Origin of the sequence: Pedobacter sp. Hv1 (assembly GCF_001412215.1) — a bacterium.
GTDB lineage: Bacteria > Bacteroidota > Bacteroidia > Sphingobacteriales > Sphingobacteriaceae > Pedobacter.
This window is the reverse complement of the sequence record NZ_LLWP01000003.1, coordinates 1-19,961: the sequence shown is the minus strand read 5'-3', so window position 1 is coordinate 19,961 and position 19,961 is coordinate 1. Positions and strand designations below refer to the sequence as shown.

The following is a 19,961-nucleotide window of genomic DNA, read 5'->3' as shown; positions in this document are numbered from 1 at the left end:
TCATTTTTGCTTTAGAAATATTTTCCTTTTAATGCCTCAATAATGATTTTATGGTCTTCACTATCATGTAGGCCAGATACGGTTATGGTGGCTACCATTCCAACACCTTTTACAAAAATTGGAATAGCACCGCCTTTAGCAATAAAGTCTTTCTCGTCGAGACCGAAAGTTTTTGCCAAGGTCATATTGCCTGCCTCTAAATCATTTTTAACACGTAAAGAGCTCTCTTCAAATTGTTTCGCTACATTGGCTTTTCGTCTAAGCCAATTGTGTTTATCTGCCGGAAGGCTATCATCCATGTATAAAAAAATGATTTGATTGAGTCGACTGATTTCAATGCCAATGTGTTGATGCCGACTTTTTGCATGCTCAACAATAGCCAAACCCATTTCTAGGGCCAACCTGTTGCTAAATTTTTCTAATTCTATTATTTTCACTATTTCTTTATGATCAGTTTTATGTTGTGCCATTACAGTAAAATGGGCTGCCCAGAGCAAAGCGATGATTAAGATTTTCTTCATTTGGTTAGGTTTAATTGTTGCTTCCTTTTACCCTATTTTGTTCATCGTCTGCACTGCCTGCTTTTCGTTTGCTGTTGCTCAGTTTTCCTTTGCTAATGCGGTAGCTAAAGGTTAAACCAACGGTTCTCGAATCAGGAACCTGTTGAAACTGCGTATCTATGGTTCCAAATTGAACTTTACCAAGGGCTTTTTGGGTCCAGAAAATATCTCGAGCACTTATTCTAATGGTTGCTTTATTTTTAAAAAGAGGCATGCTTGCTCCCAAATTAACAGCACCTAAAGCCCTAATTCTGAAAATACCCTCTAAACCCGCTGTTCTATAAAAGCCATTTATTTCTGTTGTAATACCATTTGTAAACTTATAAGCAACAGTTGTGTTAAAAGTTGCGGTGGTAGCACCAATGGTTACAAAGCTGTTGTTGATAATGCCCTTAAACTCATTATTGTAAACGTTGACATAGAAATTGCCACTAAAATTTTTTATTTGCTTAAATAGGTTTACAGCTATGCCATATTGCTGTTGGTTTGCAATGTTTACCTGTTTTCCGAATGTTTGGTTGGTGTTTTCATTTTGCTCTAAAACAACTTGAATAATGTTGTTCGTTCTGGTAAAGTTTAAGGTAGTTGTAATCAAGTTGCTAAACATGTGCAACAACTCTATATTATGGCTAAACTGAGGCCTTAGGTTGGGGTTGCCCTGTTCAAATGTATACCTGTCTAAAAATTTAACAAAGGGGTTTAAGCTTTCGTAATCTGGCCTGCGCAGGCGTCGGCCATAATTTATTGTCCAGGTGTTTTTTTCGTTTGCTTTGTAAGAGAGGTAAGCCGTAGGAAAAAGTTGGGTGTAGCTAAATGTAAACTTCTCGCTAGTGGTTAACTGGTTGCCATGTGCCAATGTGTGCTCTAACCGCAAACCAAACTGCCCACTTAATTTTTTTGAAAATGGGCGGCTATAGCTAGCATAAGCAGCACTAATCTGCTCATTGTAAACAAAATGATTGCTTCTGCCTACATCGGGTATAATTCTTTTATAAATTAAACTGTCGTATACGGCATTGGCATCTGTTTCTACATATGCGGCTTTAAAACCAAGTTCAAGCTTTGCTCCTTTTTTTAAGGGGTGCAGGTAATCAACCTTGGCAGAATAAATTTTAATCAGCTGTGGCAAATTGCCATACAACGTATCTGGCTTTCCGTTTGCAGCACCAGCGGCATTGTAAAAATAATTGCTTAAATCTTGTGTATTGGCCCCTGTATAATAGAGATAATCGAGGTCTGCACTGAGCTCTTTGCCTAAGCTATCTAACACATGGCGCAGGTTAATGTTGGTACTGAAATTTTTCCATGCGCTTTTATTGGTTGATTTTGCATCTGTACTTGCAAGTAGCACATGGGTTGGATTTGAAAGAAAGATTGTGCCTGTGCTTACGGCACGTTCGGGATTGTAAAAACCATTAACTACTGCGCCAATTGTTGTGTTTTTGCTCAGAAAAATATCAGTGCCCAGTTTCAAAGCATTTGCGGCATTCCAATTTGTTTTATCAGATTGTTGGTTGAGCAAAGTTTGAATTGTTTTGGCAGATGGGTTTAAAAATTTTCGATCGATGATAAACGTACGCATGGTATTGCGTTCGTTACGACTGAAGGTTGCGAAGAGGTTGACTTTGTTTTTACGGTAATTAAAATTAAGATCCTGATTGTTCCTGGCATAAATGCCCTGTGTATAACCAGCGGTAAATGTAGCACTGTAGCCAAGCTGCATTGCTTTTTTAGTTTTGATGTTGATTAAACCACTTGTACCTGTTGCATCAAACTTAGCCAATGGATTGGTCATAATTTCAATCTGATCTAATTGTGTGCCTTGTAAATTTCGGAGATAGTTTGCCAAGTCTTGACCAGAAAGGTAAGCCGGCTTGCCATCTATAAAAATCTGTACCCCAGCTTTTCCTTTTAAACTGATGTTGCCATCTTTATCTACGGTAATGCCTGGCGATTTCTCTAAAATCTCTAAGGCGCTGGCCCCCGCATTACTTGCCGATGCATTTACATTTACAATCATTTTATCTGCTTTTTGCTCAAACAAAAGTTTTTGGGCCTGCACTGTTATTTCTTTTAATGCTTTAATATCGGTTACCATTGTAATAGCCGGAACGATTAGGGTATTGCTTCCAATTACATTAATACTAATGGTACTTTGCTTATAGCCAATTGTAACTGCTTTAATCAAATACTTGGTTTCATTAACCCCTTCAAAAATGTATTCGCCATTGTTAGCCGTATACACTGTTTTAATGAGTAGGCTATCTTTTACTTGGTAAAGCGAAATGCTTGCAGCAGCTAGTGGTTTTTGATTTTCATCTTTTACTGTTCCTTTAATTACAGCTAGCTTTTGTGCAGCTCCTTCAAATGAGATCAACGATAAGGCCAATAGCAATACCGAAATTGTTTTGCTTTGAGAGGATAGTAACGACCTGATTTTTTTGAAGAGCAATAACCCCCATCTTCTTACATACAGGTTAAGTATCAGGCTTATCATAACAAATATGGTTCCTGCTGTTATAGAAATAAAGGCGCCAAATGTAAATGTCATACCTAGTACAAAGCCCAATAAATATTCTGCCCTATAAATGGGAAAAAGAAAGGCGAGCAAAATAATGGCATTAAACAAGTAGCCAGTAATTTTTGAATAACCTAGAGCGAAAAATGTAGAGAGTGCTATACCATATACCAATGCAGAGCAGCAGCCGTAAAGTATGTTTTTTGGAAACTTTAAAGGGCTTGTGTTGTTATCTTTAACTAGTCGTTTTTGGATCCGGTAGGTGAGCAAGAACGTAAGTAAAGGAAGTAAGAGGCCGCTCCACCAATCAGAAATTTTGGGTAAATCTTTTCGGTGCAACAGGTGGTGGCTAACAACACCGCCATGAAAGTGGTTCCATAACAATAGTGCCCAAATGGCTGTGGTAATTGCGACTGTAAAATATAGCCGGTAAGAAAGAAATTTTGTTTCGGTCATCGGTATCCTCATCAATTGTTATCTGTTTATTGATAAACTAAATTAGATAGCCGAGATTTGTTTCCATTTACCAAATGGTAAGAAATTAACCTATCTCCATATTTATTCGGTAATTTCTTTTCTTATTCTACTTAAACTTTGAGGGGTAATGCCCAATAAAGAAGCAATATGTTGCAAAGGCACATTTTGCATTAGCTGGGGGTGTTTATTCGCGAATTTTAAATACCTTTCTTTAGCGGTTAGATTTATCAAATCAAATGCTCTAAGCTTTTCTGCATCTATGATCTTTTGAAATACCAAAAGGGTAAATTGTTGCAGCGTTTCTCCCTTTTTAAGGAGTAAGTCGATATCATCTCTTTTCGCTCTAATCAAGACACAATTTGTAATGCTTTCAAGATTTTCATTTGAGATTTCCTTCTCTGTATACGATGAAAAGCAGGAAAAAAAACCAGGCTCAGTATTAATCGCAGTAGTAATTTCGATGCCCGTCTCTTCTAATCTATATTTTCTTAAAATCCCAGAAATGATAAAGTTTTCATAAAGATGAATTTTTCCAGCTTTTTCAATAATGGTATTTTTATCAAATTTGATAATCTCAAAATGATCGTAGCAAAGCTGCTTATCATATTCAGTTAGCGGACTAATTTTATGAATAAAATCGAAAAATATATTAAAATAGGCTAACCTGTCCATTTTATCTGGCCTTGTTAAAATATCGGTTGATGTAAAGAGGCTTAATTTGTGTTAAACCCAATAGTAACAATGGGTATTTTAACAGCTCACTTTAATTTAAGACTATACAACTAGTGCTTTGTTACGGTAATTGTAGGCTGAATGGCTCTTTTGAAGATGTAACGTAATTTTCAAACTATACTAAGTCAATTGGCCAAAAAAATATAAAGAAGGGAAATAATTACAACTAATGGGGAAGTCTGCCTATAAAGCCCGCCTGTTTTTCATTGCACCTTTGTATCGTTGACACAAACAAAAAAATCAACGCTAAAGAAAATGAAAAAGCTAAATGTAAAAAACACAATCAAAAATGGTTTATTGGCCGCTACAGTGGCTATCGCTTCAGTTGCAGGTACTGTTAACGAGGCAAATGCACAATCGGTTAAAAATGTGGTATTGGTGCATGGCGCCTTTGCCGATGGCTCTGGCTACAAAGCACTTTATACTGTACTTACTAAAAAAGGATACCATGTAACCGTAGTACAAAACCCGTTAACTTCTTTAGAAGACGACGTAAATGCTACAAAAGTGGCTTTAGATAAACAAGATGGCCCTGCAATTTTGGTAGGCCACTCTTGGGGAGGCACTGTAATTACCGAGGCAGGTAACCACCCTAAGGTAGCTGCATTGGTTTATATTGCGGCTTTCCAACCCGATAATGGAGAATCTACTGTACAATGGTTGCAAACCGCACCTCCTGCTCCAGAAAATGGCGTGCTTCCTCCAGATGATAAGGGGATTGTTTATTATGATAAAGCGAAATACCATGCTGGCTTTTGCGCCGATATTAGTAAAGAGGAGGCCGATTTCATGTATGCCTCGCAAGGTGCCTTTTATGCCAAAGGTTTTATCGCCAACATTACCCATGCCGCTTGGAGAGATAAACCTGCCTATGGCCTCATTGCTACCGAAGACAAAAGTATTGCTCCAGAAATTCAACATGCCATGTACAAACGTTCCAATACAAAAGTTACCGAGATTAAAGGCAGCCACGTCATCTTCATGTCGCAACCAGAAAAAGTAGCGGCGGTAATTATCGAAGCTGCAACAAAAGGTGTTCAGAAAAAATAAACCTTTAATCAAAGGGTTCCAAAACTTCTTCTGAAGTATAACCAAAAGCATCAACCTTTATCGGGCTGATGCTTTTGGTGTGTATAGGGTCGGGATTGCAAGTCCCGACCAACAGGAAAGCAAAAAACATTAGTTATATTCAGGATTAATTATGAAAAGACAAATCACATTAATCATCTTATTAGTGATGATGATTTTAAGTAGCCTGTTTACAGGTGCAGATATCAAAGGCTGGATATTTCTCTATGAGTTCGAATTAGAGATATTTGATCCAGTAGTAGCAGGGCAATATGGGTATGCGTTGCTTAAGATATTGATAGGTCTGTCACATTTGGTCATCCTGATTTTACCCTTCCTGATCAAGACCCGCCTTTTTACCAAACTACTCATAATTGCGCCACTGATATTTATTGTCGCCCATACTATTGCCTTAGGCTTGATATTTTTCCTGCTGATCCCATTTCTGATATTTTGGTTGATGGCAATAGATGTAAATAAAAAGATGCAACACCAGCTGACTTCTTAATCTATAAGGTCGAGATTGCAAATCCCGACCAACGTCTCTACCAATACCGAGCAATGTTCGCTACCAATACCCTAACGCTTAAAATACCGATCGTTAGAATAAACACCTACTATAGCGCCTTGTGTTCTTTTTATAGAGAAAGACCTTAACATGGTGCTGAAGTTAATCAACCCTGTGCTATCCGTTAGCAGGTACAACTGTCCTTTTAAATTGCCCCAAGAAACTTTGCCCGTTGGTTTAATCTCCATTGTACCCGATTTTTCACCTCCATCGTAAACACCGGCCAATTTTTGATCTAAAACTATTTTAGTTTGCATGGCCTGTGCAATTTCTTTTGTTTCTTCTGCATCACTAGCAAAGTTCCCTTTTAATGAGGCCAAGTTCTCTTTAAGGATCTGTTGTTTGTTGGTTTTACCTAATATCGAATTGTAAATGTAATTGGCCACTAAATGCGGCAAAGCTTCCATGCCTTTGGTATTACTAAGTACCACAATACCAATTTTATGGGCTTTCATAAACGAGAGGTGCGAGGCAATGCCACTATAACCACCCAAACGAGAGGTCAATTGTTCGCCATTAAAAACAGCCTGTTCCCATCCCAAACCATAACCAAACCGTTGGTAAGATTGGTATTGACTTTGCTGCGGCACCAGAGCCGAAGTAGCCATATCAAGTGTTTGTTTGTTCAATACGCCAGGTACCGATTGTCCATCGCTGATAAAAAACTGTAGGTAGCGAAGCAGGTCGTTTACCGTGCTCAAATGCCCGCCAGCGGCCGACATTGAATTGTCTGCTTTATCGAATACTGCTTTTTGTTGACCTTCTGATTGATCGATTACATAACTGATGTATTTAGGATTTGCCTTAGATACATAGGCTGTGGTGGCATACATGCCCAATGGTTTAAATACCTGTTCGTCCATTACCTGTTGCCATGGTTTTTGAAATTTTTGTGCTACAATTAAAGCATAAAGTACAGGGCCTAAATTAGAATAGCTAAAATTCTGGTTGGGCAAAGCAGTACTGTATTTTTTAAGTAGGGCCAACTGTTGTGCCGTACTTTGCTCGCCAATAAAAGCTGTCCATACTACTAGGTCGTTATTTTTAATGCCATGGGTATGGGTCATTAAAGAGCGGATGGTAATTTTATTGGGTTGTATTTTTTGATCGTCAAATGTAAAGCCGGGTAGGTAATCAGCCAAGGTTCCATCTAATTTAATGATCCCTTTTTGGTCTAAAACGGCTGCCAATGTTCCAGTTAATGATTTAGAGGTAGAGGCCAGGTAAATCTGCGTTTTGTCGCTAAACAATGTTTTGGTTACAGGATTGGAATAACCATAATTCTTTTTCAGGATAACTTTTCCATCTTTAACCACTCCAATGGTTAAGTTGAGCTGGTTTACACCAAAAGACTGTTTAATTTGGTTGAGCAAAACATCGAGCGAATCGTTTAGGTTTTTACTCCCTTTATTTTGGTGATACTGGGTTGTAGTAAAGTTACCTGTTGAGCTAGGAGCAAGCGCACTGAAAACGGTAACGGCCATTAGTCCCAGCACATAAAATGCAAAAAGGTATGGTCGCTTAAAGGTGTTTGTTAAAATCATGGATATAAACTGATATGGATTTTGATATCAACTTTGAGACTACCTGAATGTAAAACAGGTTACAGTAACACTTGGCTAAGCACCAAGATTTAGCTTAAGCAGTAAACTCTTCCATGCCCAAGCCATTATTTTGATTTTTTATTTCGATTAAAAATATTGCTTCCTGATCTGGAATCGAGATTATGATAAATATTTATCTATAATTGATTGAAATTTATTGTTTTTCAATAAATATTTATTACGTTTGTATCGTTAATTTAAAATTTAATAGCAATGGAAATTAAAATTAGTACCAAACAGATCCTTCGCGTACTAGCCGTATTGGCATGGATCATATTTGTTGGCCTATGCGTAGAAGCTGGAGGGGTCATCTCTAACGCTTTTTATACCTTGGTGCTTAATCCTCAAGGCGCTGCTAGTTTTTGGCCGAAACTTGACCTGTCTAGCCTTTACCAATATGATAAGGGGTATTTCTTAGTCGAAACCTCATTGATGAGCATAGCTGCTATAATGAAAGCAATCATGTTTTACCTGATCACTAGCATATTGAGCAGCAAAAAGCTCGATATGTCGCAACCCTTTGTTCAAGAAGTAGGCCGTTTTGTTTTTAATTTAGCTTATTTGTCTTTGGGCATAGGCATCTTCTCTAGATGGTGTGTTGAAAATACCCAGTGGTTGGTTAAGCAGGGCATAACCATGCCAGATGTAGCAAAGTTAAATGTAGATGGTGCCGATGTATGGTTGTTTATGGGTGTAATCCTCTTTATTATTGCACAAATTTTTAAAAGAGGGATCGAAATCCAATCAGAACACGAACTAACGGTATAAATATGGCAATTATAGTAAACCTCGACGTGATGATGGCCCGAAGAAAAATGTCGCTGAACGAGCTTTCAGAAAAAGTAGACATTACTTTGGCCAATCTGTCTAACCTCAAAACAGGGAAGGCAAAGGCCATAAGGTTCACCACACTCAATTCTATTTGTAAGGCACTAGACTGCCAGCCAGCAGATATCTTAGAATATACGGATAAATAAACAGGCGCTATTTAATGCTTGTTTGGGCACTGTAAAAATCGGCCCCTGGGCTTGCCATGCCTTATGCTTTCAAAAATAAATATTCAACGATGTGATTTTTAATGCACTTCTGCGAATAATAGACAACAATTAACCGAGTATACATTAATTTAAAAAACAGAACATGAAAACAGTACACTTTAAATGGTCTAAAAGGCCACAGCAATTGACCTTTGTACTTTTAGTATGCATAGGCCTATTCCATCCCGCAATAAGCTTTGCACAAAAAAATGTAAAAGCCCCAAAAGAAGACCTTCATACTATTGTTATGGCCGGAAACCTAAGCGCTTTGAAACAGCACATTGCTGCAGGTAGCGATCTTAATGTAAAAGAGGCCATGGGTGGTTCTAGTCCCTTAATTATGGCAGCCCTATTGGGTAAAACCGATATGGCCAAGGCCTTGATTGATGCAGGTGCCAACCTGAATATAAAAAATAACGATGGGTCAACCGCACTTCACGTCGCAGCCTTTTTTTGCAGGCCCGATATTGTAAAGATGTTATTGGGCAAACGTGCCGATCGTACCATTAAAAACAATTACAATAGTACAGCCTATCAGTCTGTTGTTGGTCCTTTTAAAGAAGTGAAAAGTGCTTACGATATGATGGGGAAAATGCTGGCGCCAATGGGGCTAAAATTAGATTATGCCTATATCGAAGCTACACGGCCTAAAATTGCGGCCATGTTGAAATAATATAAAAGATTATGGCATCAAATTATAGAAGGTACGATATCGATTGGCTAAGAGTTATCGCTATTGGTCTGCTCCTCATTTACCACTTGTCAATTGGTTTCCAGCCATGGGGTATCATGATCGGTTTTATTGTAAACGCCAAAACCTGGGAAACTTTATGGTTGCCGATGACGATGCTCAATATCTGGAGAATTCCACTGCTGTTTTTTGTATCAGGCATGGGCGTATATTTTGCCATACAAAACAGAGATTGGAAACAATTACTCCTAGAACGAGGAAAAAGGATCCTGATCCCTTTTGTGTTTGGTTATTTTTGTATTGTTCCATTGCACATTTACCTATGGCAATATGCTAACCAATGGGAGCTGAGCTATGTGCCAAATGCTGGTCATTTATGGTTCTTAGGCAACATATTTAGCTATGTAGTTATCTTGCTACCAGTTTTTATATGGTTAAAGAAAAACGAGCATAGCAAAATAGGCACATGGATAAAAAAATGGTTTGCCACACCATTGAGCCTACTTGTTGTCATTGCAGCTTTTGTAGCTGAGGCGGCATGGATCAACCCGATGCCCTATGAGCTTTATGCAATGACGTGGCATGGTTTTTTTCTGGGGATATTGGCCTTTTTCTTTGGTTTTTGTTTCATGTTAGCTGGCACTGGTTTTTGGAACATGCTCTTAAAATGGAAATGGATCTTTTTATTGATCGCCATAGGGCTTTACGCTTGGCGCATGATGCAGCCCCAATTACAGGTGCCTATCTATCAATTGCCCATTGAGTCTATTTTTTGGTTATTGGCTATTTTTGCTTTTGGTTTCAGGTATTTGAACCATCCTAGCAATGTACTTCGTTACCTCAGCCAGGCGGCATATCCTATCTACATTCTCCATATGTTATTTTTATATCTGGGCTCGGTACTCATCTTCCCCTTGGCAATTGATGTGAGGTTGAAGTTTGTAATGGTGTTATTGTTTACAGGGGTTGGCTGCATGGCTTTTTATGAACTTATCATCAAAAGAATTAATTTTCTAAGACTATTATTTGGCCTAAAGAATCTGGGTTAATCACCTAGATTCTTTTATTTTCTATAGGTGTTTATTTGATCAAGGAATAGCATAGAATTAAATTTTATGCTCAAATAAGTATATCTTCAAACTTTAGTGTCATTACTAATGACACCAAAAGAAGATAACCACATAAGTTGAGTATGAATGCCAGCACAGAACAGTAAGATCAACGAACTATTCAGGGAAATCCAATCTGGAAATAAGGCTGCGTTCGACGAACTTTTTGCACTTTATTACGATCGGCTTCTTGCTTTTGCCAAACAATATACCAAACAATTGGAAAGTGCCGAAGAGCTTACTTCCGAGCTTTTTGTAAGAATTTGGCTCAAACGCGAAACACTTTCTACTGTACTTAACCCAGAAGTTTATCTTTTCATCTCCATTAAAAATGCCTGCTTAAACTTAATCAGGTCTAACAAAAAAAGGCAACAGATTTTTACAGAACCACCTATTGGACAGGTATTGGAGCAAATTCCACATGCTTATGGAATGTTAATGGAAGATAAGGAACTGAGCAAATTACTTGATTTGGCCGTGGCAGCGCTTCCGGCACAGCGCCAAATGATTTTTAAATTGGTTAAAGAGCAGGGGCTGAAAAGCAACGAGGTCGCCCAGATTTTAGGCCTCTCTAAAAGAACTGTCGAAAACCAGTTGTACAAAGCTGTAAAAGCCCTTGCCGAAGCGATAAGTGAGTACTTGGGCTATCATCCGCAAGCCAAAACTGCCAAAATTCAAGCATTTTCTAACTTGGCTTTGCTCTTTTTTTAAAGTGGCAATGAGTAATTCTTTAAACGCAGGTGTCTTTAAGTTGTAAGCCTTTGAACAATGAACAAAGAAAATTTTTTAGCCCTACTATCTAACCAGCTCTCTGGAGAGATTGCACCAAGCGATAGTGCGGCCTTGGCTCAGGCCATTGAAAACAATGAGGAGTATCAACGCTTGGCCACCGAGCTTCACCATTATTTTGAGCAGCACCAAACGGTTGAGCCAAAAATAGATCAGCTCAAACAAACCTGGAAAATGATCGAGATAGCCGAAGCGCAAGGTTTTAAAGAACGGTTCAATTATTCGGCACTCAAACAAACCCGTGCTTATACCACTTGGTTAAAGGTGGCAGCTGTATTGGTATTGTTAATTGGCGCTGGGGTGTTAGGTAATCATTTGTTAAACCGCAACGCCGAGCAAAACTTCATTACCCTTGTTGCCACAAATGAAAAAACTTTCAAGTTGTTAGCTGATGGAACTAAAATATGGTTGAACAAAAAATCGACCCTCCGCTACAACAAAACTTTTGGTAAACAACAACGTGAAATATTTTTAGAAGGTGAAGCTTATTTTGATGTGGCTAAAAACAAAGAGGTGCCCTTGTTTATCCATGCCGGAAATATTGATATAGAGGTAAAGGGTACCGCTTTTAATGTCAATGCTTATCAAGGAAACCCCAACATCCAGGTGGCGCTGATCAGAGGGTCAATTCAAGTAACTAACAGGCTCGATCAAAAACATCAAGTGCTGCTTCAGCCCAACCAAAAGCTGATTTTTTCTAAGCTCAGTTCAAAAAACGATCAGTTTGCAGTACTGCCCATTGCACCTGAGCTACTGCTAAAAGAAACCAAATGGACTTCAGATACTTTGACCTTCCAAAAGGAAAAACTCAAAGACCTGGCCCTACGCCTAGAGAAAAAATACGACCTGAAGATAGAAGTAAAGAGCGAGCTGTTAAAAGAAAAACGCTTTAGCGGAACCTTTACCAACGAAACCATACAACAGGCCTTAGAGGCACTTAAACTTTCCTATCCGTTAACCTATACAATCAGCAATAAGTTGGTGGTGATTAAAGATTAAGGATGAAGAAATTGATATTACTGTTGTTACTCATTGCTGTTGGTGGGCTATTGTATGGCCAAGACAGAAAAGTAACCCTAAACCTGAATAAACAACCCATTTACACTTTATTTAAACAAATTGGAACCCAATGTGGCTATACCTTTGTATATAGTGATGAAGTGGTTTCAGATACGATGCTAGTTTCGATAAAAGTGACTCAACTCCCCGTTTTAAAGGTGCTGGATAGTGTGCTTTCGAGCAAACAACTTTTTCATCAGGTACTGTCAGAAAATATGATTGTAATTGGCAGCAAAAGACTGTTGAAAAAAGAAGAAGATGGCGTAACGAAAACACTCCTGTCTGGAAATGTGGTTAATCCAGAAGGTCATGCGGTGCCTTTCGCCACCATTTCGCTGTTAACAGATGAAGTACAGATCAATGGGGCAATAGCCAATGAGCAAGGCAGCTTTCAGTTTGCACACAACCTGCAGGCCAACAAAGCTTATACGTTAAAAATATCATCTATTGGTTACGAGGTTTTAGCGCTTAAATTTTTGCTAACAGAGTCTAATTTACCCTACAAAGTATTTGGAAAATTGAAGTTAATGCCCAAAGCAAAACTGTTAAATGAAGTGAAAGTTACCGGCAACCAGAAGTTAATAGAAATGGATGGTGGAAATATTGTGTTCAATGTAGCTAAAAGCATCAATGCACAAGGCTCAAACGCATTAGAAGTATTGAGTAGGGCACCAGGGGTAACTGTAGGTGCCGACAATAACATCTCCCTTAACGGAAAGGCTGGGGCTGCGGTACTAATAGATGGTAAACAAACTTACCTCTCGAGTAGAGAGATTGCAGAATTGCTCAAATCAATGTCGTCATCAGACATCAAATCGATAGAAATTATCAATAGCCCAAGTGCCAAATACGATGCTTCGGGTACTGCTGGTATTATCAACGTAAAGACTTTGAAATCGATGATACAAGGTTTCAGTGCGGGCTTTACTACAGGGCTGAGTTATGGGGTATACCTCAGAAACAACCAAGACCTTTCTTTTAGTTACAGAAAAAACCGCTTGAACCTTTACGGCAATTACAATCATTTTTTAGGTTACTACTCTTATCTCTATGGTGCAGACCGTATTCAGGAGGGAAAGTTCTACAATAGTTTTACCGACGATACAGACAAACGGAATAAGATGGGGTCGAGATTGGGTGCCGATTTTACAATTAACAAAAACCATACGATCGGTATTTTGCTCAATGGTAATTTTATTTTTGGAGGTGGGATAACCGATACCAGAACCGATATCGGTTTAATGCCAACAAGCAATATCGACCAAACACTTACGGCCGTTAACGATTATTATTACCAACAGACCCAACGTTACAACGTTAACCTAAATTACAAATACGAGGATACTTTAGGAAGGATCATTAACATTGATGCAGATTATGGCGATTATACCAAGGGTTCGGGCAATCTTCAATCTAACAAATATACTGCGGCAAATCAGACCGTAATTAGCGATAACCTTTACCGTTCTATCAATGCCAATAAAATTGGACTTAAAGCCATTAAGGTAGATTATACCACCAATCTATGGAAGGGGAAACTAGAAACAGGTACTAAATATTCATCAGTATCGGCAGACAATGATGCCAAATTTTTAGAGGTAAAGCCCAATGGTGAATTTATAGATCTCTCTAGAACGAACCGTTTTGCCTATCGTGAGGAAATTACAAGTGCCTATGTCAACTATAAAAAAGACGTAGGCAAATGGCAGCTTCAGGCTGGGTTAAGGGTAGAAAATTCGGCTTCTGAAGGGAAATTGAATGCAACTTCTGGCAGTGCCGGAAACGCCAAAATTACCACCAGAAATTATACCAATCTATTCCCTTTCTTTTCGGCGGCGATCAAACCCTCAGCAGCACATAACTTTTCGTTCAGTTACTCGAGAAGGATAGATAGACCCGCTTACCAGAATTTGAACCCTTTTATCTACCTGTTAGATGAACTTTCTTATTGGCAGGGTAATCCTTTCTTAGAACCTCAGCTTAGCCAAAGAGCCTTATTGCAATATGTGTATAAAAGTTCTACTATTATAGGCCTAAGCTATACCTATACCGATAATTTTAGTGTGGAAGTAACCGATACAGTAGACCAAACCAAAATTGTAATGGTGCCACGCAACTTGGGTATACAGCAACATTTGGCCCTAATGCTTACCCAAACCCTTGTGCCAACCAAGTGGTGGAACATGACTTTTAACGGTACTTTGTTTGGCCTTTACAATAACATCGATTTTGGTGCAAACAGAAAGCTGAACCTGAAACAAACTGCTGCAAGATTGAGCCTGCAACAGACTTTTAAACTGCCCTACAAGATGACCGGAGAAATAGTAAGTGTTTACAATTCCAAACGTTTGTCGGGAGCCAACCAATTTGCCAGACCTACCAGTCAGGTAGATTTAGGCTTACAGCGCAATTTCATGGACAATAAAGCCACCTTAAGGTTGGTGTTTAGCGATATTTATAAAGGTACCAAAGCCAGCTCTATACAAAGTGTGGCGGGGCTCTATATCCGTAACTACAGTTATTTTGAAGCCCAACAAGTAAAGCTCAATTTTAGTTACCGGTTTAGCTCAGGTAATGCTAAAGGACCAAGAAGTAGAAGCTCTGCACTTGAAAATGAAAATGGCAGAATCAAATAGATGGTCTAAGCATATTTTAAGTTTGTAAATTTTAATAAGTTAATCCTAAACTTTTGCTAGCTTGCTTTTAGATCAATCAGGGGATAAGACAAATTGGGATAACAAAAATTTATGAAAACAATCATATTTTATGCGGCATTGGCTTTTATCATCACATTACTACCTTTCAAGAAGAATGAGAAAAGTAGTGAAGATATCACCACTTTAGAAGTACAAGTTAAAGGCCAGTTTTTTTTAGTAGAACAAAATTTATTTCGCAACCTTACAACAAGAACCAGTATTGGTTTTAAAGATGAGGATAGAGTTTTTGTTGTATACAAGATTAGAGAAAACCGATCGAATCAATCTGTTAAATTAGAACGTAAAATAGAAAAAGATACCATTGTTCTATATTATCTAATCAACAAAAATTCGAGTAGGGGATTAGTATATGGTCACGACAGGGTAAACCAGTTTAATGGTAGAATTTTTAATCTTGATTCTTTGTTATTGGATCGGGGCATTGATAGCAATAATTTTAGAGTTTTAAGCCTAGACCTTGGTCAACCAGCTGAAATCATACAAAAGGATAAATATCAAAAAATGGAGAGGTATCTCTTTAAAAAGACCACCACGGCAGACCCTGATAGTATCATTAGACATTACGATAGTCAGTTTAAAAAATTCGACTTTACATTTTCAAATAGTTTGGATAGGATAAATGATAGCAAGCTGGTAAAAACCCAAATCATTTATAATGGTGTAGCAAAACAAATTGCACAAAGTGATGTAGATATTCCAAGACGTGAGATGATCTGGGAAATGAAAACGGATAAAAAAGTGGACAAAAAATTGTTAGCAGTCTATTTTAAAAAATTTAAGACTGATAGTGAAAACTTAAAGTTGAAATAGCATCATAAAGTAGGCTGCTAAGGCCATTTGCCAACTCGGTTTTGTATCCGTAATACCAGGAACAAAAACTATCTCTTGTAACTATCCAATGCCATAATTTCTTTCTTGTAAGCAGCAGGTAAAAGCGCATTTTTAAGAATCGTTTTGACCCTGATCAAACGGCTAAGTTTGTACAACTTTAACATTAGTACTGCAAAAATGCTTTTCCCTAAACCTAACAGCTGATTGACCTTGGTTGGTAATAATAAGATTTGCGATTGTTTCAATATCATGTACCTTACCCAGCCCAAGTGTTTGCGGTATTGTTTGTACAGGTCTATAGTAAAATCGCCTTTAATGAGGTTTTCTTCTAGCGCAGTTGTACGCATTACTTGCCAGTCTTCAAATGTAGTGGGTAAGGCTTTGATGGCCATCCGAGAGCCCATTCTGTAGAATACGTTGAATACTTCTTCTTTTTCTTGAGTACTTAACTTCCGCTCCAAAAGCTCAAAAGACCGAATAGAATAATCCATTAACATATACAACACATCCCGGTAGGCCCAATCGGGAATTTGTTGCCCACGCTGTTCTTCTACACCTTTGTGTATGCTTGAGATTTTATCAATGGCATGCATGGCCTCATCGTAAGTTGAAAAAACGATCTGCCTGGCATACGAAACCGTTGAAAATAATCGCTTTAAAGGGTCGGCAGGTAAACGGCCAGTAAAATATAGCCAATCTACCGCCTTGTTTAAGGCAAATTCTGCCGAGGCACCTGCAAAAATCAATAAAATGGTATCTCCACTTCCCCAAATCTGGCGAACAATGGAATCCTTAGCAACAAAGTGTTTCATCATCTTTTCCTCCTCTAAATACCTTATGAGTAACCAAAAATGGTCGCTCTCCCTCAAATAATTTTGTGAGATTACTTGCAAATCTAAAACTAATATTTAACTTTGAAAAAAAAAGTACTTTCAAATGAAAGAAGAAAAGGATTATATCGGAGATATTGCGGCCATCCGTACCATGATGGAACGGACCTCCAAATTCCTCTCGCTCTCGGGTTGGGCGGGTATCATGGCTGGTATTTACGCCCTTGCAGGGGCTTGGATAGCCTACAAGTTATTTTACTTTAATCCTAACGAGATTGTTTATAAACCTGTTGAAACAGAAGGCTGGTCGGCCACACTTGTACAATTAATCGGACTGGCATTGGCAATTTTGATCCTTACCTTAGGCACAGCGATTTTTCTTTCGGCTAGAAAAGCGAATAAACGCAACGAAAAGATCTGGAACGCTACCTCCAAACAAATGTTGATCAATATGGCCATCCCATTGGTAACAGGGGGTGTATTGATTCTTATTTTGATTGCTAAGGGATTACTTGGATTAGTAGCCCCGCTTACCTTGGTGTTTTATGGCCTGGCCATGTATAACGCAAGCAAGTTTACTTATTCAGAGATGAAAGTGTTGGGACTGATGGAGATTGCGCTAGGTTTAGTTGGTGCCTATTTTATTGGTTACGGTCTTTTATGCTGGGCAATAGGCTTTGGGGTGCTGCACATTATTACAGGTATTTATCTCCATTACAAATACGAACGGTGAAGTTAACGATAGAAGGATTTCATAAGGCCTTTGAGAGTAGGATAAGACTTGGCATTATGTCGGCCCTAGCAGTAAACGAGAAACTCAGTTTTAATGAGTTAAAGGAATATCTCGATCTTACTGATGGGAATTTGGCAAGCCATATCAAAGCACTAGAGAAGGATGGTTTTATTGATGTGAGCAAATCGTTTGTTGGCAAAAAACCGCATACGAGCTATTTTATTACCAAAGCTGGTGTAGCTGCCTTCAATCAACACTTAAAGGCTTTGGAAAATTTAATTAAATCACAAATGAAATAAGGAGGTGTACTTTTTTTTTATACCTATACTTTGAAAAACAAAGTTCTTTTAAATAAAATATAAACCAATAAAAAAATAAATTATTATGACAACAAAAGAGAATTTAATACTGCCATTCATCCATCGTGGTTCGCGAAGTAAAAGGATGGTGCAAGGCGCAATTATCGGTCTAGTGCTCATTTCTGCTTTTCTGATCAGTGCAGGGCAAGGCAAACCAGAGTGGGGAAATTGGTGGATGATTAGGCCATTGCTTATTGTTCCATTTGCAGGTGCAGTAGGTGGTGCAATTTATTACTACATGGACGAAATCCGCTCGAAGGGTGGATGGCATCGCATCATTGCAGATCTGATCAGTTTTGTCATCTTTATGATTGGCATATGGATGGGATCCGTTTTAGGCTTGAGTGGTACGTATTGGAATTAAGTAGGGAACACAGTAGATTTATTTAAAGTTATGATCATATGAAAACACAGATTCTTAACAATCTCGATCAACCTGCACAACTAGAGCAGTTGTACAGAAAAGATAAAACAGGATTTAAACGGGCATTTAATTCCCTATATCCTGAAATTAAAGACAGTACCTTGGCAAGTTATTGGAACGAACGTTTAAACTTTACCAGCGACGAAATCTCGTGGGGAACTCGTACAGACCTCGTTTTTGTAATTATTGCTGCACTTATTGCGGGTACCATTGCAAAGCTACCGGCCATATTTTCTATAAGTGAAGATTTTTTCTACCCAAGAAATATTGGATTTATCGTTTTTCCAATGCTTACGGTCTACTTTGCCTGGAAGAATAAATTAGCTATTTCTAAGGTTATTTTTCTAGCTGGAGCAATGCTTGCAGGTTTGATCTTTATCAACCTATTGCCAAACGTTAAGCATAGCGATACACTGATGTTGTCATGTGCTCACCTGGTCTTGTTCTTATGGGGCGGATTGGGCCTTGCCTTTGTTGGGGGCGTACAAAATGATAGCGAGAAAAGACTTGGTTTTTTGAAATACAATGGCGACCTGGTGGTAATGACTACCTTGATTTTAATTGCGGGGGGACTAATGAGTGCGGTTACCATTGGCCTTTTCTCTTTAATAGGTTACAATATTGCTGAAGTTTATATGGAAAATGTTGGCTTTTTTGGGGCTGCTGCAGCACCTATTGTCGGGACATATCTTACACAGACCAATCCACAATTGGTGGGTAAGGTATCGCCAGTAATTGCCAAAATATTTAGTCCATTGGTATTGGTAATGTTGGTGGTTTACCTTGTTGCAATTATGTACTCGGGTAAAAATCCTTACAACAACCGCGAATTTCTCTTGATCTTTAATGCTTTGCTTGTTGGGGTAATGGCCATTATCTTTTTCTCCATTGCAGGTACACCCGCATCGGCCAAAAGTCGTGCAGCAATGGGAATCTTGTTAGCCCTTTCAATAGTCACAATAGTAGTTAATGGTATTGCACTTTCTGCTATCGTATTCCGGATTTCTGAGTGGGGGATGACACCCAACCGAGCTGCGGTTTTAGGAGGAAACATTTTGATCTTGATCCACCTCATTTTGGTGTCCACCAAATTGTATGGGTATATGTCTAAGAAAACTGAATTAAATACAGTAGGCAAGGCCATTGCTTGGTACTTACCAGTGTACTGTGTCTGGGCCCTTATCGTAACCTTTATTTTTCCTTTCCTTTTCGGGTTTAAATAACGATTAGTCTTTATCAGTTTTTACCACAAAGATACTAAGTGCACTAAGGTTCTATTCTTGGTGTTCTTGGTGCCTTTGTGTTTTTTAGATTTATAATTGATCACATTATCCGTTGGCGAGGACGCCAACTAACGCACAATGGGGTTTTACCACGAAGGCAAAAAAGCACTAAGGTTTATGCTTTGTGATCTTGGTGTCTTTGTGTTTTATAATGGGCTAGGGTCGAGATTGTAAATCCCGACCAACAATGATGGACTAATAATGATTGGGAAAGCCAATTTCTAAGTTTTTTTAACGTTAGTCGGGCTTTACATTTAAATCTTTTTGTACTTCGGAAGGCCTCAGCATACAAAAAGGATTTTCATTTCAATCCCGTTTATTTAATGCAGGCCTATGTAACTATTTAAGGTTGCATTTTGCCTAGAACCACTGCCTTTGTTAAATAAACCTGATTGCAGTGAATGCCGATTTTTCATCGGCAGCAACGGAAAGCCTGCCTACCGCAGGCAGGCGGGGCTGAAAAAACCGAAGAACTACGGACAATGTTTTTCGGAAACTCAATAAATAGGGCTTCTTTGAGCCTGAAAAGGGCTAGGACTGCAGTTTGTCCTATTAAAAATAAAAAAGGTCGA

General features: G+C 38.5%; 19 protein-coding genes. 14 read left to right on the top strand and 5 right to left on the bottom strand.

Annotated features, from left to right (window positions below; all coding sequences use genetic code 11):
• Positions 1-11: 11 nt before the first annotated feature.
• The 3 genes from AQF98_RS06395 to AQF98_RS06385 all read right to left on the bottom strand — a co-directional run bounded on the left by AQF98_RS06395 (position 12) and on the right by AQF98_RS06385 (position 4,227).
• Positions 12-521, bottom strand: a complete 510-nt coding sequence (locus AQF98_RS06395) for a heme-degrading domain-containing protein (protein ID WP_200911849.1) — start codon at positions 519-521, stop codon at positions 12-14.
• Positions 522-531: 10 nt separating this feature from the next.
• Positions 532-3,534 (bottom strand): outer membrane beta-barrel family protein, encoded by a 3,003-nt coding sequence (locus AQF98_RS06390; RefSeq protein ID WP_055131106.1) that lies wholly within the window; start codon positions 3,532-3,534, stop codon positions 532-534.
• A 102-nt stretch (positions 3,535-3,636) separates the two neighbouring features.
• Positions 3,637-4,227 (bottom strand): Crp/Fnr family transcriptional regulator, encoded by a 591-nt coding sequence (locus tag AQF98_RS06385; RefSeq protein WP_055131105.1) that lies wholly within the window; start codon positions 4,225-4,227, stop codon positions 3,637-3,639.
• A 315-nt stretch (positions 4,228-4,542) separates the two neighbouring features.
• On the opposite strand from AQF98_RS06385, the gene AQF98_RS06380 reads away from it, so the two are divergent.
• Positions 4,543-5,337 carry an alpha/beta hydrolase gene (locus tag AQF98_RS06380; RefSeq protein WP_055131362.1) on the top strand — a complete coding sequence of 265 codons (795 nt, stop codon included), beginning with the start codon at positions 4,543-4,545 and terminating at the stop codon, positions 5,335-5,337.
• 151 nt (positions 5,338-5,488) lie between these two features.
• On the top strand, positions 5,489-5,863 hold the full coding sequence (locus tag AQF98_RS06375) for a hypothetical protein (protein ID WP_055131104.1): 375 nt from the start codon (positions 5,489-5,491) through the stop codon (positions 5,861-5,863).
• A 71-nt stretch (positions 5,864-5,934) separates the two neighbouring features.
• Here the strand turns inward: AQF98_RS06375 and AQF98_RS06370 are convergent, their stop codons facing one another.
• Positions 5,935-7,467 (bottom strand): serine hydrolase, encoded by a 1,533-nt coding sequence (locus AQF98_RS06370; RefSeq protein WP_055131103.1) that lies wholly within the window; start codon positions 7,465-7,467, stop codon positions 5,935-5,937.
• Positions 7,468-7,740: 273 nt separating this feature from the next.
• On the opposite strand from AQF98_RS06370, the gene AQF98_RS06365 reads away from it, so the two are divergent.
• From AQF98_RS06365 to AQF98_RS06330, 8 genes are all read left to right on the top strand, one after another.
• Positions 7,741-8,295: a DUF2975 domain-containing protein gene (locus AQF98_RS06365; RefSeq protein WP_055131102.1), complete on the top strand. Its 555-nt coding sequence runs from the start codon at positions 7,741-7,743 to the stop codon at positions 8,293-8,295.
• Positions 8,296-8,297: 2 nt separating this feature from the next.
• A complete protein-coding gene (locus AQF98_RS06360; protein WP_055131101.1) occupies positions 8,298-8,504 on the top strand; it encodes a helix-turn-helix transcriptional regulator in 207 nt (68 codons plus the stop codon).
• A gap of 163 nt (positions 8,505-8,667) precedes the next feature.
• The gene (locus tag AQF98_RS06355) at positions 8,668-9,237 is read left to right on the top strand and encodes an ankyrin repeat domain-containing protein (RefSeq protein WP_082434927.1); all 570 of its coding nucleotides are present in this window, start codon (positions 8,668-8,670) and stop codon (positions 9,235-9,237) included.
• Positions 9,238-9,248: 11 nt separating this feature from the next.
• Positions 9,249-10,304 (top strand): acyltransferase family protein, encoded by a 1,056-nt coding sequence (locus AQF98_RS06350; RefSeq protein WP_055131100.1) that lies wholly within the window; start codon positions 9,249-9,251, stop codon positions 10,302-10,304.
• Between the two features lie 147 nt (positions 10,305-10,451).
• Positions 10,452-11,075 (top strand): RNA polymerase sigma-70 factor, encoded by a 624-nt coding sequence (locus AQF98_RS06345; protein WP_055131099.1) that lies wholly within the window; start codon positions 10,452-10,454, stop codon positions 11,073-11,075.
• Between the two features lie 57 nt (positions 11,076-11,132).
• Positions 11,133-12,152 carry a FecR family protein gene (locus AQF98_RS06340; protein ID WP_055131098.1) on the top strand — a complete coding sequence of 340 codons (1,020 nt, stop codon included), beginning with the start codon at positions 11,133-11,135 and terminating at the stop codon, positions 12,150-12,152.
• Between the two features lie 2 nt (positions 12,153-12,154).
• Positions 12,155-14,848: an outer membrane beta-barrel family protein gene (locus AQF98_RS06335; RefSeq protein ID WP_055131097.1), complete on the top strand. Its 2,694-nt coding sequence runs from the start codon at positions 12,155-12,157 to the stop codon at positions 14,846-14,848.
• Positions 14,849-14,959: 111 nt separating this feature from the next.
• Entirely contained in the window at positions 14,960-15,739 is a 780-nt protein-coding gene (locus AQF98_RS06330) for a hypothetical protein (protein WP_055131096.1), read from the top strand.
• A 68-nt stretch (positions 15,740-15,807) separates the two neighbouring features.
• On the opposite strand, the gene AQF98_RS06325 is transcribed toward AQF98_RS06330, so the two are convergent.
• Positions 15,808-16,575, bottom strand: coding sequence for an oxygenase MpaB family protein (locus tag AQF98_RS06325; protein WP_235524180.1), 768 nt, complete (start codon positions 16,573-16,575; stop codon positions 15,808-15,810).
• Between the two features lie 121 nt (positions 16,576-16,696).
• On the opposite strand from AQF98_RS06325, the gene AQF98_RS06320 reads away from it, so the two are divergent.
• The 4 genes from AQF98_RS06320 to AQF98_RS06305 all read left to right on the top strand — a co-directional run bounded on the left by AQF98_RS06320 (position 16,697) and on the right by AQF98_RS06305 (position 19,329).
• Positions 16,697-17,323, top strand: coding sequence for a hypothetical protein (locus tag AQF98_RS06320; RefSeq protein ID WP_055131095.1), 627 nt, complete (start codon positions 16,697-16,699; stop codon positions 17,321-17,323).
• Entirely contained in the window at positions 17,320-17,622 is a 303-nt protein-coding gene (locus AQF98_RS06315; RefSeq protein WP_055131094.1) for a transcriptional regulator, read from the top strand. The genes AQF98_RS06320 and AQF98_RS06315 overlap by 4 nt, the downstream gene beginning before the upstream one ends.
• Positions 17,623-17,707: 85 nt before the next feature.
• Positions 17,708-18,046: a hypothetical protein gene (locus AQF98_RS06310; protein WP_055131093.1), complete on the top strand. Its 339-nt coding sequence runs from the start codon at positions 17,708-17,710 to the stop codon at positions 18,044-18,046.
• Positions 18,047-18,084: 38 nt separating this feature from the next.
• Positions 18,085-19,329: a hypothetical protein gene (locus tag AQF98_RS06305; protein ID WP_055131092.1), complete on the top strand. Its 1,245-nt coding sequence runs from the start codon at positions 18,085-18,087 to the stop codon at positions 19,327-19,329.
• The last annotated feature ends 632 nt before the right edge of the window (positions 19,330-19,961 follow it).